This is a genomic window from Burkholderia sp. NFPP32 (genome assembly GCF_900119325.1).
In the GTDB taxonomy this organism is placed as follows: Bacteria; Pseudomonadota; Gammaproteobacteria; order Burkholderiales; family Burkholderiaceae; genus Burkholderia; species Burkholderia pyrrocinia_C.
Map to the genome: position 1 here is coordinate 847,226 of NZ_FPJP01000001.1, position 14,399 is coordinate 861,624.

A 14,399-nucleotide genomic window follows, 5' to 3' on the forward strand; every position below is an offset into this window, starting at 1 on the left:
TCCTTTACTCTGGCCAGCAGGCCGCCCGGCTCGACATGCTTCTTGCGACGCGCTGCCCCCATTGCGAAACCGTCTTCCGGCTGCAGCAGGAACAGCTCTCGCTGCATGAAGGGCTCGTGCGCTGCGGGCATTGCCACGAAGTCTTCAACGCGTCGGAATCGCTCGTTCCCGAGCACGCGCAGCAGCCCGAACCGGCATTGACCGAAACGGCTGCCGCGCCGGAGAACGGCGACGCGCACCACCAGGCCGCGCCCGCGCGGCTGTTCGCCGCCGACGCGCCGGCCGGGTTGCCGTCCGACACCGATTACAAGCCGGAAGGCTGGGACATGTGGGCGCCATGGCTCGACGCCGGCGTCGATCCGTCGCTGCAGCACAACGTGCAGACCGTGCGCACTGCGCCGCTGGTGCCGCTCGCGCTCCCGTCCACCGAAGCCGGCATCGTTCACCTGTCGGGTACGCCCGCGCCGTTCCCGTCCCCGACCGAGCTCGATGCATCCGCCGACGCCGCACAACCGGCCGAACCGCATTCGACGCAGACGGAACGGGAAATCGAAGCATCGCCGGCGCCCGTCGTGTCCCCCGTCGAACGCGACCCGCATGAGCCCCGCTTCGTCGCCCACATTCCGTCGGAAGCAGAAACCGCTACCGACGACACCGAACCCGTGGGCAACGCGCACTTCGCCGTACCGGACGACGAGCGCGCGCCGCGCGAACCGCGTTTTGCGTTCGCTCCGGCGCCGGCCGTCACCGCACCCGAAACCGGATCCGAACCTGACGCCGCCGCCCGGCACGACAAAACACCGGCCGCGGTCACCGCCGCGCCGTTCCCCGCCGCGCCGACCGACGACGATCGCCCGCCCTTCGCCGTCACGCGCGAGACGCGCGCGCCGCAGCGGCGGGGGGGGCTCGGCGGCTTTTTCGGCGGTTTCGTCGCCGCGGTACTGGCCTTCCTGCTCGTCGCGCAACTCGCATGGTGGCAGCGCGAGACGCTGATGATCTACTGGCCCGTCACGCAAGGCTGGTTCCGTCAGGCCTGCGCGCCGCTCGGCTGCACGGTCGCGCCGCCGCGCGCGATCGACGGCCTGCGGCTCGACGCGACCGACCTGCGCCAGCTCGACGGCCCGCGCGTGCTCGAGCTGAAAGTGCCGCTGACGAACCGCTACCGCGTCGCGCTCGCGTACCCGTCGCTCGAACTGACGCTGCTCGACGACACCAATCACGTGACCGTGCGCCGCGTGCTCGCGCCGCGCGACTACGTGCGCCCGGGTACGCCGATCGACGCCGGGCTGCCGCCCGGCAAGACGCAGACGATGATCGTCCGCGTCGAAACGAACGGCACGCCCGCCTCGAATTTCCGCGTCCAGATCTTCTATCCGTGACGCGCCGCGGCGCGCGCCTGCGCGCCCGTCTCAACCCGCGCGCCCGAGCGGCGCGCTATTTCGGAGCACGAACATGAGCAAAGTTACGCTGGGTGGCAACCCGATCGATCTCGCCGGCACGTTCCCGGCCGTCGGCGCCCAAGCCGCCGATTTCAAGCTGGTCGGCAAGGACCTCGCCGACCTGTCGCTCGCCAGCTTCGCCGGCAAGCGCAAGGTGCTGAACATCGTGCCGAGCCTCGACACGCCGACCTGCGCGACGTCGACCCGCAAGTTCAACGAAGCCGCGTCGTCGCTCGACAACACGGTCGTGGTCGTCGTGTCCGCCGACCTGCCGTTCGCCGCCACGCGCTTCTGCACGACCGAAGGCCTCGCGAACGTCGTGACGGCTTCGACGTTCCGCACCGGCCGCGCGTTCGCGAACGCATACGGCGTCGACGTGACGAGCGGCCCGCTGAACGGCCTGACCGCACGTGCCGTCGTCGTGCTCGACGCGCAGGACAAGGTGATCCACGCGGAACTCGTCGGCGAGATCAAGGACGAGCCGAACTACGACGCCGCGCTCGCCGCACTGAAGTAAGCTTTCCCCCCGCTGTCCCCTGCCGCGCCGCGCCCTTCGCGCGGCGCTGTCGCGCAGGGCCTTTCATTTCTACAGGAACGCACACCTTGGCTACGCTGATTTGCGGCTCGATCGCCTACGACTCCATCATGACCTTCGAAGGGCGGTTCCGCGAGCACATCCTGCCCGACCAGGTGCACCTCATCAACCTGAGCTTCCTCGTGCCGACGATGCGCCGCGAATTCGGCGGCTGCGCGGGCAACATCGCGTACGCGCTGCACCTGCTCGGCGGCGATGCGCGCATGATGGGGACGATGGGCGCGCTCGACGCGCAGCCGTATCTCGACCGGTTCGATCAGCTCGGCCTGCGCTGCGATCACGTTCGCGTGTTGCCCGACACGTACACGGCGCAAGCGATGATCACGACCGATCTCGACAACAACCAGATCACTGCGTTCCACCCCGGCGCGATGATGCAGTCGCACCTGAACCATGCGGGCGACGCGCCGGACATCAAGCTCGCGATCGTCGGCCCCGACGGCTTCGACGGGATGGTGCAGCACGTGGAAGAGCTCGCCAAGGCCGGTGTGCCGTTCGTGTTCGATCCGGGCCAGGGCCTGCCGCTGTTCGACGGCGCGACGCTGCGCCGCAGCATTGAACTTGCAACCTATGTCGCGGTCAACGACTACGAGGCCAAGCTGGTGAGCGACAAAACGGGATGGTCCGAAGACGAAATCGCCAGCCGGGTCGACGCCCTCGTCATTACGCGTGGCGAGCACGGCGCGACCATCCGCCACAAGCAGGGCACGGATCAGATTCCGGTTGTGCCGGCCGAACGTGTCGTCGATCCGACCGGCTGCGGCGATGCCTTCCGGGGCGGCCTGCTGTTCGGTATCGAGAACGGCCTCGACTGGGCAACCACGGGCCGCCTCGCGAGCCTGATGGGTTCGATCAAGATCGCTCACCAGGGGCCCCAGACTTACGTACTGACGCGCGCCGAAATCGACGCGCGCTTCGAGGCTGCATTCGGTTACAGTCTCAAATGAATATTGTGGGAGAGCCAAAATGTTGACGAAAAAAAACCTCACGCTCGCGGCCATGCTGACTGCCACGCTGACCCTCGCCGGCTGCTTCACGGCACCCGGTTCGGCAGATGTCTATAGCGTCGGCCAGGCGCAGCGCGAACAGACGGTCCGCATGGGCACGGTCGAAAGCGTCCGTGCGGTGCGCATCCAGTCCGACGGCGGCGGCAGCGCGATCGGCACGCTCGGCGGCGGCGCACTCGGCGCGGTCGCAGGCAGCGCGATCGGCGGCGGCAAGGGATCGATCCTGACGGCAATCGCCGGCGGTCTCGTCGGTGCGGTCGCGGGCAACGCGGTCGGCGAAAACCTCAGCACGGCGAACGGTGTCGAAATCACCGTGCGCCTCGACAACGGCGACCTGCGCTCGATCACGCAGGCAGCAAGCGGCGAAGCGTTCCGCGCCGGCGAGCGTGTGCGGCTGCTGTCGAGCGGCGGCGTCACGCGCGTCACGCACTAACCGGGTACCTCAGCATGCGGCGCAAGCCGCAGTCGAACGCATGTGCGAAGCTGCACATGCGTTTTTTTTCGTCCGTCCTCGCCGCGGCCGGTACATGGGCGAATACGGACGAAAAAAATCCCGCCACCTGAGCCAGATGGCGGGACTGATTGAGTAGCGCTACTCAACCCACGGACACCACGTGAGTGCCCGGGTGATGCTGGTCAGCCGCGATTACGGACGGCTGCCGGTCGGGAACGGCCATGCCGCTGCCGGGTTGAGCGCGGTCTTCACGCCCGATGCCGGCGCGACCGATGCGGTCGACGCGGTCGTTGCCGGTGCAGCCTTCTTCACGACGGCCTTCTTCGGAGCAGCAGCCTTCTTCGCCGGAGCGGCAGCCTTCTTCGCAGGGGCAGCCTTCTTGGCGGGCGCAGCCTTCTTCGCAGCGGCCTTCTTCGCAGGCGCAGCCTTCTTGGCAGCAGCCTTCTTCGCAGGCGCAGCCTTCTTGGCAGCAGCCTTCTTGGCCGGTGCGGCCTTCTTCGCAGCAACCTTCTTCACTGCGACTTTCTTGGCTGCAACCTTCTTCGCAGCGGCCTTCTTGGCCGGCGCTGCCTTCTTCGCAGCAACCTTCTTCACTGCGACTTTCTTGGCTGCGACCTTCTTGGCTGCAACCTTCTTCGTTGCGACCTTCTTTGCCGCGACCTTCTTCGCAGCGGCCTTCTTCGCCGGTGCTGCCTTCTTCGCGGCAACCTTCTTCACCGCGACCTTCTTCGCAGCAACCTTCTTCACTGCGGCGGCCTTCTTCGCCGGAGCAGCGGCCTTCTTCGCGACGGTCTTCTTGGCAGCAACTTTCTTAGCAGCCGGTTTTTTCTTGGCGGTAGCCATGTTGTTCTCCTTCAGGTTCAGATGAGAGTCAGTTCAAACTACACCCTTCGTCAAAACCCGCTTCCCGCGGACGCTGTTCAGGACGTGCGCTTCGAAGCGGGCTATTCATCGGCGTACGCGGATACCGCGCGCTTACGCTAATGAATACGGTATGGCGCGCGTGACCACCCGGCCTCGCGCGCCAAATCAAGTCGGTAGCCGGCGCACCTCGCGCCGCTACCCCTAATCGCTTGATCAAGCGGACCGCCACACGGCCGTCCGCTTTATCCGGAGGGAAGTTTGCCCATCCCACTGAAGGGTTCGCAAAGTGCCTGTCGTGTCGTTGGGCCGCTAAGGCACCGGGCATGCTTTGCATCAGGCGTTCTTGCTCCTAAACCTTGGGCCGGGGCCGAGAGGCCGCCGGCTGCTCCATCATGTAACGGGTTCGCTGCTGCGGGTCATTCCCAGGACAGCGCGCCCCCCGTCTGATACTCGATCACACGCGTCTCGAAGAAGTTGCGCTCCTTCTTCAGGTCGATCATCTCGCTCATCCACGGGAACGGGTTTTCCTCGTTCGGGTACAGCGGATCGAGGCCGATCTGCTGGCAACGGCGGTTGCTGATGAAGCGCAGATAGCTCTTGAACATCGACGCGTTCAAACCCAGCACGCCGCGCGGCATCGTGTCCTCGGCGTAGCGGTATTCGAGTTCGACAGCCTGCTTGAACAGCTCGCGAATCTCCGCGCGGAATTCCGCGGTCCAGAGATGCGGGTTCTCGAGCTTGATCTGGTTGATCAGGTCGATGCCGAAGTTGCAGTGCATCGACTCGTCGCGCAGGATGTACTGATATTGCTCTGCAGCACCCGTCATCTTGTTCTGGCGGCCGAGTGCGAGGATCTGCGTGAACCCGACATAGAAGAACAGGCCTTCCATGATGCAGGCGAACACGATCAGCGACTTCAGCAGCTTCTGATCCGCTTCGAGCGTGCCGGTCTTGAAGGCCGGGTCCGTCAGCGTGTGGATGAACGGGATCAGGAATTCGTCCTTCGCGCGGATCGACGCGACCTCGTGGTACGCGTTGAAGATCTCGCCTTCGTCGAGACCGAGCGATTCGACAATATATTGATACGCGTGCGTGTGGATCGCCTCTTCGAACGCCTGGCGCAGCAGGAACTGCCGGCACTCGGGCGCCGTGATGTGGCGGTACGTGCCGAGCACGATGTTGTTCGCCGCGAGCGAATCGGCCGTCACGAAGAAGCCGAGGTTGCGCTTCACGATGCGGCGCTCATCCTCGGTCAGACCGTTCGGGTCCTTCCACAGAGCGATGTCGCGGGACATGTTGATTTCCTGCGGCATCCAGTGGTTCGCGCAACCGGCCAGATACTTTTCCCACGCCCACTTGTACTTGAACGGCACCAGCTGATTGACGTCAGTCTGGCCGTTGATGATGCGCTTGTCGGCGACATTGACCCGCGCTTCCGAACCGCCGGCGGGAACAGCCGATGCTTGCGGCGGCACCGCAAGATCGCCTTCGAAAATGTCACGGACCTGATGGGCGGCAGGCGACGCAGCCTGCATTCCGACAGCCACTCCTGCGGGGGCGCGCGTCGCATTGTGCTGCGCTCCGCTCGCGGGAGTTACGGCAGTCTTCTCGTCATCCCAGTTGAGCATAAATTCTCACCATCAATTTAGAACGGTTTGTACCATCTTTTCCTGAGCGATAAAAGGGTTCGCTCACGAAAAATCCTTTTTTCGATTCGCGTTGCGACCTCGATACAACACTTTGAGCAACGCATCGTCGTTCATGCAGAGCGCGACGTGTGTCGCGCGTGTATCGCGAGGTGCGCTCGACGCATCGAACGCTGATCGAAACGCGACGTCGTCGGGGATGTTTCGATCGCTTGTCGATGCCTGCAACGTTGGTGCCGCGTTACAGATTCCTTATCATTTTTTTAGTTGAGAGCGGCGCACACTTCAACCTCGATCGGTCGTCGTGCGCGCCGCACGGCACATCTTCAGGTCAGGCGCGCTGCGTTACTGGCACGCTTCGCATTCGTCGAAGCCCGGATCGCCCGGACGCATCGTGCACACCGGACCGTCGGCCTCGACCGGCGCGAGTGCCGCCGCTGCGCCGATCGCGCCGGACGACGCATCGCCGCCTGCCGCACCGAAGCCGCCTGCCGCGCCTTGCGCGCCGCCGCTGCTCGAACCACCGCCGCTCGCACCACCCGTCGGCACCGCGTTCAGCGCGCCGTGTGCGACCGTCGACTTCTCGACGTGCGTCGCCGCCATCGTGCGGAGGTAGTAGGTCGTCTTCAGGCCGCGCAGCCAGGCGAGCTTGTAGACCTCGTCGAGCTTCTTGCCCGACGCGCCGCCCATGTAGATGTTCAGCGACTGCGCCTGGTCGATCCACTTCTGGCGACGCGATGCGGCTTCGACCAGCCACGTCGGATCGACTTCGAACGCGGTCGCGTAGATCGCGCGCAGGTCGGCCGGGATGCGGTCGATGCGCGACAGCATGCCGTCGAAGTACTTCAGGTCGGCGACCATCACTTCGTCCCACAGGCCGCGTTCCTTCAGGTCGCGAACGAGGAACTCGTTCACCACCGTGAACTCGCCCGACAGGTTCGACTTCACGTACAGGTTCTGGAAGGTCGGCTCGATGCACGCCGACACGCCGATGATGTTCGAGATCGTCGCCGTCGGCGCGATCGCGACGCAGTTCGAGTTGCGCATGCCGTGCGCGGCGATCCGCGAACGCAGCGTCGTCCAGTCGAGCGACTCGGACGTGTCGACCTCGACGTAGCCGCCGCGCGCTTCCGTCAGCAGCTTCAGCGTGTCCTGCGGGAGGATGCCGCGATCCCACAGCGAGCCGCGGTAGCTCGAGTAGCGGCCGCGCTCTTCGGCCAGCTCGGTCGACGCGTAGTACGCGTAGTAGCAGACCGCTTCCATCGAGCGATCGGCGAACTCGACCGCCGCTTCCGACGCGTACGGCGTGCGCAGCAGGTGCAGGCAGTCCTGGAAGCCCATGATGCCCATGCCGACCGGGCGGTGCTTCAGGTTCGAGTTACGCGCCTTCGGCACCGCGTAGTAGTTGATGTCGATCACGTTGTCGAGCATGCGCATCGCGACGCTGATCGTGCGCTTGAGCTTGTCGTGGTCGAGCGCGTAGCTGCCGTCGGCCTGCTTCACCAGGTGCGCGAGCAGGTTCACGGAGCCGAGGTTGCACACCGCGATTTCGGTGTCGCTCGTGTTCAGCGTGATTTCCGTGCACAGGTTCGACGAGTGGACGACGCCGACGTGCTGCTGCGGCGAGCGGATGTTGCACGGATCCTTGAACGTGATCCACGGGTGACCCGTCTCGAACAGCATGCCGAGCATCTTGCGCCAGAGCTGCTGCGCCGGGATCTTCTTGAACAGCTTGATCTCGCCGCGCGCGACCTTCTCTTCGTAAGCCGTGTAAGCCTTCTCGAAATCGGCGCCGAACTTGTCGTGCAGGTCCGGGCAGGTCGACGGCGAGAACAGCGTCCAGTCGGCGCCTTCCATCACGCGCTTCATGAACAGGTCGGGAATCCAGTTCGCCGTGTTCATGTCGTGCGTACGGCGGCGATCGTCGCCCGTGTTCTTGCGCAGCTCGAGGAATTCCTCGATGTCGAGGTGCCAGGATTCGAGGTACGCGCAGACCGCGCCCTTGCGCTTGCCGCCCTGGTTGACCGCGACGGCCGTGTCATTCACGACCTTCAGGAACGGGACCACGCCTTGCGACTTGCCGTTCGTGCCCTTGATATGCGAGCCGAGTGCGCGCACGCGCGTCCAGTCGTTGCCGAGACCGCCGGCGAACTTCGACAGCAGCGCGTTTTCCTTCAGCGCTTCATAGATGCCGTCGAGATCGTCCGCGACCGTCGTCAGGTAGCACGACGACAGTTGCGAGCGGTGCGTGCCCGAGTTGAACAGCGTCGGCGTCGAGCTCATGAAGTCGAAGCTCGACAGCACGTTGTAGAACTCGATCGCGCGCGTTTCGCGGTCGATCTCGTTCAGCGACAGGCCCATCGCGACGCGCATGAAGAATGCCTGCGGCATTTCGATGCGGGTGCCGTCGACGTGCAGGAAGTAGCGGTCGTACAGCGTCTGCAGGCCGAGGTAGCCGAACTGCAGGTCGCGGTTCGCGTCGAGCGCTTCACCGAGGCGCTTCAGGTCGAACTGCAGCAGCTTGTCGTCGAGCAGGCCGGCGTCGACGCCGCGCTTCAGGAACTGCGGGAAGTACTCCGCGTAACGGGTCGACATCTCCGCCTGCAGGACTTCCTCGCCGAGGATCTCGCGGCGGATCGTGTGCAGCAGGATGCGGGCCGTGACCTGGCTGTATGCCGGGTCCTTCTCGATCATCGTGCGCGCAGCGAGGATCGCCGAGTCGTAGACCTGGCTCATCGGCACGCCGTCGTACAGGTTCTTCACCGTCTCCGCGACGATCGGCTCAGGGTTAACCGCAGCGCCGAGGCCATCGCACGACGACACGATCAGCGCGCGCAGCGCGTTCATGTCGAGCGGACGCGAGACGCCGTTGTCGACGACGTTGATGCCGGTGCTCGACTCGCCGCCTGCCGCCGCGGCTTCCTCGCCGGCATGCTGGCGCTCGAGGTGACGCTTCTCGCGATACAGCACGTACGCACGCGCGACGTTGTGCTCGCCGCCGCGCATCAGCGCGAGTTCGACCTGGTCCTGGATGTCTTCGATATGGAACGTACCGCCGTTCGGGCGGCTGCGCACGAGCGCGCGCACGACGTTGTGCGTCAGCTGTTCGACCTGCTCGCGCACGCGCGCCGATGCCGCGCCCTGCCCGCCGTTGACGGCCAGGAAAGCCTTGGTCACCGCGATCGCGATCTTCGAAGGCTCGAACGACACCACGCTGCCGTTGCGACGGATCACCTTGTAGTCGGCGAACGTGGCTTGCGGCGCGAGCGCTTGCGCGCCCTGTTCGGTCCCGCCGAGCGGACGGCTCGAGGCGCTCTCGTACTGGGACGTCGCGTTGTCGGTGGTTTGCATGTGCAAAGCTCCTGGTGTTGGATGGTGCGGAGAGAACCGCGGATTAAAACGAACGCTGCGCAATGCGGTGCGCGAGCGGTAAGAGGCGAGCGATGCGTCGGGGAAGCCGGTTCGGTCGATGCGCGACAACCGAGCCGGTCGTGTGCTTCGTCATGTGTACCCCGCCCCGTCGAAATTCGCTGCGCTGATCGCGACGCTCTGACCGCCCGGCCTGACGCGCCGCCCTGAGAACCCTGTCCGCCGGCGTTGCCCGCCGGCCGGTGCCGCTCGGGTTTCCCCTGCGACACACACTATATCTAGTACAGAACTGCTCAACTGGCACCAAGTATAGTGGACATTCGGACGACGTCCAAACGGATAATTTGCGATAGAGGTCTTGACATCGCTCGCGCGCCGACACGACAAGGCATTGGTCGGAGAAAAAACTTTCTCCGGTCAAAAAACCCCGCGATCAGTGCTGACGGAAAGGAAAGTATTCGGCGGAAAAACCGGCATCGCTCGCGAAGCGTTGCCAATCGAAATGCGGGCCCGGGTCGGTCTTGCGGCCCGGCGCGACGTCCGAGTGCCCCGCGAATGCGTCGACCGGATAACGTGCGGCGAGCGCGCGCGAGAGCGCGGCGAGCATCGCGTACTGCGCGTCGTCGAACGGCACGTCGTCCGCGCCTTCGAGCTCGATGCCGATCGAGAAATCGTTGCAGCGCGCCCGGCCGAAGAACTCGGACGAGCCCGCGTGCCACGCGCGCTCGTCGCACGACACGAACTGCACGAGCTCGCCGCCGCGGCGGATCAGGAAGTGTGCGGACACGCGCACGCCGCGCAGGTGGCTCTGGTAATAGGGGTGCGCATCGCAGTCGAGGCGGTTCAGGAACAGCGCCTCGATCGCGTCGCCGCCGAATTCGCCGGGCGGCAGGCTGATGTTGTGGACGACCACGAGCGTCGGCACCGCCCCCGTGGGCCGCGCCTCGAAGTTCGGCGACGGCGCATGGCGCGCTTCGCGCACCCAGCCGTTCGCGTCGACCGACAACGGCGGCGCGTCGCTCATCGTGCGTCGTGACCGCTCGCGCGCGCGGCGTGGCGCTGTGCGTGCTCGGCGCTGCAGAAGTATTCGCCGCCCGCGACGACGGCATCGCCCTTCGGCGCATGCACGCCGCATTCGGCGCAGCGCACCATCGGCTCGGGCAGCGATCGCGCGTCGCCGTTCGGGCGCGCAGCGCCGGCATCCGGCGCGCCGCCGTCACCCGCGCCGCGGCCGGTGCGTGCCTGCGCGTGCTCCTGGGCCTGGCGCAGCTTGCGCGCGAGCCACGAACCGGCGAAGAAGAGAAGAATCAGGAGAAGAATCTGTCGCATCGTAAACCTGCGGTCAAACCACGGAACGGTGCAGCAGCACCTCGAAAACGAACCGGCTGCCGACATACGCGAGCAGCAGCGCGGCGAACGACACGAGCACCCAGCGCGCGGCGCCGCGCCCGCGCCAGCCCGACGTCTTGCGGGCGACCAGCAGGCCGCCGAACATCAGCCACGACAGGATCGCGAACACGGTCTTGTGGTCGAGCCGCAGCGCGCGCGCGTCGACCTGCTCGCTGAACAGGATGCCCGACGCGAGCGTCAGCGTGAGCAGCACGAAGCCGGCGCCGATCAGGCGGAACAGCAGCTTCTCGAGCGTGAGCAGCGGCGGCAGCGTTTCGAGCCAGCTCGCGATCCAGCCCGTCGAGCCGTCGCGCCCGCCGTTGCGCAGCGACTGCAGGCGCCGCTCGACCATCAGCATCAGGATCGCGTGCAGCGCCGCGATCGCGAACAGGCCGTACGCGATGTTCGCGATCAGGAAGTGCAGCTTGAACAGCGGCGCTGCGGCATAAGGAAGCACCCGCACGCCGCCGAACACCAGCGGCAGCAGCGACGCGCCGCACGCGAGCGGCAGCACCAGCAGCCGCAGGCTGTCGAGCGGGAAGAAAAAGCTCTCGATCCAGTAGATGCCGGCGCCGAGCCAGAACATCGCGGACAGCGCGAACGCGAAGCCGAACACCATCGCGTCGTTCGGAAAAATCGTCATGTGGAGCAGCACGCCGTGCGCGACGAGCGCGGCGAACAGCAGCGCGCGGCCGGCCCCGCTCATCCCGGACGCGGCGGACGCGGGAACCGGCACGGCCGGCACGCTCGCGACGAGCGGCGTCGCGCCCTGGCGGTGCGTGCGCCAGCCTGCGACGGCGAGGCCGCCGTACAGGAATGCGGTGAGGGCATACAGTACAATATCCATGTTCGAAGTTTACACTAGGCCCCCTTCCCGCGACGGCTCCCTTTGTTCGGTTCCGCCGCGCCTTCGGGCCCCACTGTCCATCGCTCCCCATGCTCGACAATCTCACTCAACGGATGGCGCGCGTCGTCAAGACGCTGCGCGGCGAGGCCCGGCTTACCGAGGCGAACACGCAGGAGATGCTCCGCGAGGTGCGTCTCGCGCTGCTGGAAGCCGACGTGTCGCTGCCGGTCGTCCGCGAATTCATCGCCAAGGTCAAGGAAAAGGCGCTCGGCGAAGAAGTGATCAGCAGCCTGTCGCCGGGTCAGGCGCTCGTCGGCGTGGTCCAGAAGGAACTGACCGCCGTGATCGGCGGCGACTACGAAGGCAAGGCCGCCGAGCTGAATCTCGCGGTCACGCCGCCCGCCGTGATCCTGATGGCCGGCCTGCAGGGCGCAGGCAAGACCACGACCGTCGGCAAGCTCGCGAAGCTGTTGCGCGAGAAGTACAAGAAGAAGGTGCTGACCGTGTCGTGCGACGTGTATCGCCCGGCCGCCATCATGCAGTTGAAAACGGTGAGCGAACAGGTCGGCGCCGACTTCTTCCCGTCGACGCCGGACCAGAAGCCCGTCGACATCGCGATCGCGGCCGTCGACTGGGCGAAGCGCCACTACCATGACGTGCTGATCGTCGACACGGCCGGCCGCCTCGGCATCGACGAGGCGATGATGCAGGAAATCGCCGCGCTGCACGGCACGCTGAAGCCGGCCGAAACGCTGTTCGTCGTCGACGCGATGCTCGGCCAGGACGCGGTCAACACCGCGAAGGCGTTCAACGACACGCTGCCGCTCACCGGCGTCGTGCTGACCAAGCTCGACGGCGATTCGCGCGGCGGCGCCGCGCTGTCGGTGCGCCACATCACGGGCAAGCCGATCAAGTTCGTCGGCGTCGCCGAGAAGCTCGACGGCCTCGAGGTGTTCCACCCCGACCGGATGGCGAACCGGATTCTCGGCATGGGCGACATCCTCGCGCTCGTCGAGGAAGCGCAGCGCGGCGTCGACGTGCAGGCCGCGCAGAAGCTCGCCGACAAGGTCAAGAAAGGCGGCGACTTCGACCTGAACGATTTCCGCGCGCAGATCTCGCAGATGAAGAACATGGGCGGCCTGTCGTCGCTGATGGACAAGCTGCCCGCGCAATTCCAGCAGGCCGCGGCCGGCGCCGACATGGGCCAGGCCGAAAAGCAGATCCGCCGGATGGAAGGGATCATCAGCTCGATGACGCCCGCCGAGCGCGCGAAACCCGAAATCATCAAGGCGACGCGCAAGCGCCGCATTGCGGCCGGCGCGGGCGTGCCGGTGCAGGAAGTCAACCGGATGCTGAACCAGTACGACCAGATGCGTACGATGATGAAGAAGCTGAAGGGCGGCAACATGCAGAAGATGATGCGCGGCCTGAAGGGCATGATGCCCGGCATGCGCTGATTCCGCCCGTCGGCCGGCGCGCGGGTTTTTGCTGTAGCGCGCGCCGTCCGTTCTGCTTCATCCTTATTTGTATACCGACTGCCCGCCACAACACATGAACCGCGAAGAAGCCCTCCACATTTTCGACCACTCCGAAGAGATCGTCTCGGCCGACGCCGTCAATGCGTCGATCGCCCGGATGGCCGACGCGATCCGCGCCGAGATCGGCGATGCGTTCCCGCTCGTTCTCTCGGTGATGGGCGGCGCCGCGGTGTTTACCGGGATGCTGCTGCCGCATCTCGATTTCCCGCTCGAATTCGACTACATCCACCTGACCCGCTACCGCAACACGACGCAGGGCAGCCCGGAGATGCACTGGCGCGTCGCGCCGCGCGAGTCGGTAAAGGACCGGATCGTGCTCGTGCTCGACGACATCCTCGACGAAGGCGAAACGATGGCCGCGATCCGCGACCGCATCCTCGACATGGGCGCGCAGCGTTTCATGTCGGCCGTGCTGTGCGAGAAGACGCTCGCGAAGGCGAAACCGCTGCACCCCGACTTCTGCGGCTTCTCGGTGCCGGACCGCTACGTGTTCGGCTGCGGGATGGATGCGAAGGGCTACTGGCGCAACCTGCCGACGATCCGCGCGCTGACCGCGAACGTCTGATCGCCGCCCTGCCCGCTATATAAAAGAAAGCGGCGCTCCGGTTTCCCGGAGCGCCGCTTTTTTTCGTGCGCGCGCAGCCCTACAGCTGGTGCACGAACGCGCGGATGCCGGCCAGCAGCATCTCGACCGAAATCGCGACGAGCACGAGGCCCATCAGCCGCTCGAACGCCGCGACCGTCCGCTCGCCGAGCCACTGCTGGATCCTTTCGGCCAATACCAGCGTGACCGCGCAGACGAGCATCGTGACCGTCAGCGCGCCGACCCACTCGAACATCTTGCCCGGCGCCTGCGACGTCAGCAGCATCACCGTCGCGAGCGCCGACGGCCCGGCGAGTGCCGGAATCGCGAGCGGCACGATGAACGGTTCGCCGCCCGCGCGCGGATCGCTGCCGAGCGCGCCGTCCGGATGCGGGAAGATCATCCGCAGTGCGATCAGGAACAGCACGATCCCGCCGCCGAGCCGCAACGACAGGTCGGTAAGGCTCATCATCCGCAGGAAGCGGTCGCCGACCACCATGAAGAACAGCAGGATCACGAACGCGATCCCCACTTCACGCAGGATCAGCTTCACGCGCCGCTCGCGCGGCACGTCCCGCATCGCCGTAATGAACAGCGGGATATTGCCGAGCGGATCGGTGATCAGCACCAGGAGCACGGTGGCCGACAGGAACGTGTATTCCATCGTG

The 14,399-nt window shown here is 65.9% G+C and carries 14 protein-coding genes; 6 read left to right on the top strand and 8 right to left on the bottom strand.

What is annotated here, in order from left to right:
* The first annotated feature begins 35 nt into the window (after positions 1-35).
* The 4 genes from BT264_RS04010 to BT264_RS04025 all read left to right on the top strand — a co-directional run bounded on the left by BT264_RS04010 (position 36) and on the right by BT264_RS04025 (position 3,474).
* A complete protein-coding gene (locus BT264_RS04010; protein WP_072436367.1) occupies positions 36-1,379 on the top strand; it encodes a DUF3426 domain-containing protein in 1,344 nt (447 codons plus the stop codon).
* Between the two features lie 73 nt (positions 1,380-1,452).
* Positions 1,453-1,956: a thiol peroxidase gene (tpx, locus tag BT264_RS04015; RefSeq protein ID WP_034182673.1), complete on the top strand. Its 504-nt coding sequence runs from the start codon at positions 1,453-1,455 to the stop codon at positions 1,954-1,956.
* An 86-nt stretch (positions 1,957-2,042) separates the two neighbouring features.
* Complete coding sequence (locus BT264_RS04020; protein ID WP_072436368.1) at positions 2,043-2,981, top strand: carbohydrate kinase family protein; 939 nt, start codon at positions 2,043-2,045, stop codon at positions 2,979-2,981.
* A 19-nt stretch (positions 2,982-3,000) separates the two neighbouring features.
* Complete coding sequence (locus BT264_RS04025; RefSeq protein ID WP_034182671.1) at positions 3,001-3,474, top strand: outer membrane lipoprotein; 474 nt, start codon at positions 3,001-3,003, stop codon at positions 3,472-3,474.
* A gap of 213 nt (positions 3,475-3,687) precedes the next feature.
* On the opposite strand, the gene BT264_RS04030 is transcribed toward BT264_RS04025, so the two are convergent.
* The 7 genes from BT264_RS04030 to BT264_RS04070 all read right to left on the bottom strand — a co-directional run bounded on the left by BT264_RS04030 (position 3,688) and on the right by BT264_RS04070 (position 11,610).
* Positions 3,688-4,338: a histone H1-like DNA-binding protein gene (locus tag BT264_RS04030; protein ID WP_069746258.1), complete on the bottom strand. Its 651-nt coding sequence runs from the start codon at positions 4,336-4,338 to the stop codon at positions 3,688-3,690.
* Between the two features lie 28 nt (positions 4,339-4,366).
* Positions 4,367-4,693 carry a hypothetical protein gene (locus BT264_RS04035; RefSeq protein ID WP_072436369.1) on the bottom strand — a complete coding sequence of 109 codons (327 nt, stop codon included), beginning with the start codon at positions 4,691-4,693 and terminating at the stop codon, positions 4,367-4,369.
* Between the two features lie 82 nt (positions 4,694-4,775).
* On the bottom strand, positions 4,776-5,987 hold the full coding sequence (locus BT264_RS04040; RefSeq protein ID WP_072436370.1) for a ribonucleotide-diphosphate reductase subunit beta: 1,212 nt from the start codon (positions 5,985-5,987) through the stop codon (positions 4,776-4,778).
* A gap of 363 nt (positions 5,988-6,350) precedes the next feature.
* A complete protein-coding gene (locus BT264_RS04050; protein WP_072436372.1) occupies positions 6,351-9,356 on the bottom strand; it encodes a ribonucleoside-diphosphate reductase subunit alpha in 3,006 nt (1,001 codons plus the stop codon).
* Positions 9,357-9,807: 451 nt separating this feature from the next.
* A complete protein-coding gene (gene ampD / locus BT264_RS04060; RefSeq protein WP_072436374.1) occupies positions 9,808-10,398 on the bottom strand; it encodes a 1,6-anhydro-N-acetylmuramyl-L-alanine amidase AmpD in 591 nt (196 codons plus the stop codon).
* Positions 10,395-10,703, bottom strand: coding sequence for a PP0621 family protein (locus BT264_RS04065; RefSeq protein ID WP_072436375.1), 309 nt, complete (start codon positions 10,701-10,703; stop codon positions 10,395-10,397). Before BT264_RS04065 ends, ampD begins: the two co-directional genes overlap by 4 nt.
* 13 nt (positions 10,704-10,716) lie before the next feature.
* Positions 10,717-11,610, bottom strand: a complete 894-nt coding sequence (locus tag BT264_RS04070; protein ID WP_034182665.1) for a cytochrome C assembly family protein — start codon at positions 11,608-11,610, stop codon at positions 10,717-10,719.
* A gap of 89 nt (positions 11,611-11,699) precedes the next feature.
* Between BT264_RS04070 and ffh the strand changes: the two genes are divergently transcribed.
* Both ffh and BT264_RS04080 read left to right on the top strand, forming a co-directional pair.
* Positions 11,700-13,067: a signal recognition particle protein gene (ffh, locus tag BT264_RS04075; protein ID WP_047899743.1), complete on the top strand. Its 1,368-nt coding sequence runs from the start codon at positions 11,700-11,702 to the stop codon at positions 13,065-13,067.
* Positions 13,068-13,161: 94 nt separating this feature from the next.
* On the top strand, positions 13,162-13,713 hold the full coding sequence (locus BT264_RS04080) for a hypoxanthine-guanine phosphoribosyltransferase (protein WP_034182663.1): 552 nt from the start codon (positions 13,162-13,164) through the stop codon (positions 13,711-13,713).
* Between the two features lie 79 nt (positions 13,714-13,792).
* Here BT264_RS04080 and BT264_RS04085 read toward each other — a convergent pair whose 3' ends face one another.
* On the bottom strand, positions 13,793-14,395 hold the full coding sequence (locus BT264_RS04085; protein ID WP_034182662.1) for a MarC family protein: 603 nt from the start codon (positions 14,393-14,395) through the stop codon (positions 13,793-13,795).
* Positions 14,396-14,399 lie beyond the last annotated feature (4 nt).

Coding starts and splice junctions, on each gene's coding strand:
- BT264_RS04040 (WP_072436370.1), bottom strand. CDS start 5,987: ATGCTCAACTGGGATGACGAGAAGACTGCCGTAACTCCCGCGAGCGGA.
- BT264_RS04010 (WP_072436367.1), top strand. CDS start 36: ATGCTTCTTGCGACGCGCTGCCCCCATTGCGAAACCGTCTTCCGGCTG.
- tpx (WP_034182673.1), top strand. CDS start 1,453: ATGAGCAAAGTTACGCTGGGTGGCAACCCGATCGATCTCGCCGGCACG.
- BT264_RS04035 (WP_072436369.1), bottom strand. CDS start 4,693: ATGCAAAGCATGCCCGGTGCCTTAGCGGCCCAACGACACGACAGGCAC.
- BT264_RS04080 (WP_034182663.1), top strand. CDS start 13,162: ATGAACCGCGAAGAAGCCCTCCACATTTTCGACCACTCCGAAGAGATC.
- BT264_RS04065 (WP_072436375.1), bottom strand. CDS start 10,703: ATGCGACAGATTCTTCTCCTGATTCTTCTCTTCTTCGCCGGTTCGTGG.
- BT264_RS04025 (WP_034182671.1), top strand. CDS start 3,001: ATGTTGACGAAAAAAAACCTCACGCTCGCGGCCATGCTGACTGCCACG.
- BT264_RS04030 (WP_069746258.1), bottom strand. CDS start 4,338: ATGGCTACCGCCAAGAAAAAACCGGCTGCTAAGAAAGTTGCTGCCAAG.
- BT264_RS04050 (WP_072436372.1), bottom strand. CDS start 9,356: ATGCAAACCACCGACAACGCGACGTCCCAGTACGAGAGCGCCTCGAGC.
- ffh (WP_047899743.1), top strand. CDS start 11,700: ATGCTCGACAATCTCACTCAACGGATGGCGCGCGTCGTCAAGACGCTG.
- BT264_RS04085 (WP_034182662.1), bottom strand. CDS start 14,395: ATGGAATACACGTTCCTGTCGGCCACCGTGCTCCTGGTGCTGATCACC.
- BT264_RS04070 (WP_034182665.1), bottom strand. CDS start 11,610: ATGGATATTGTACTGTATGCCCTCACCGCATTCCTGTACGGCGGCCTC.
- ampD (WP_072436374.1), bottom strand. CDS start 10,398: ATGAGCGACGCGCCGCCGTTGTCGGTCGACGCGAACGGCTGGGTGCGC.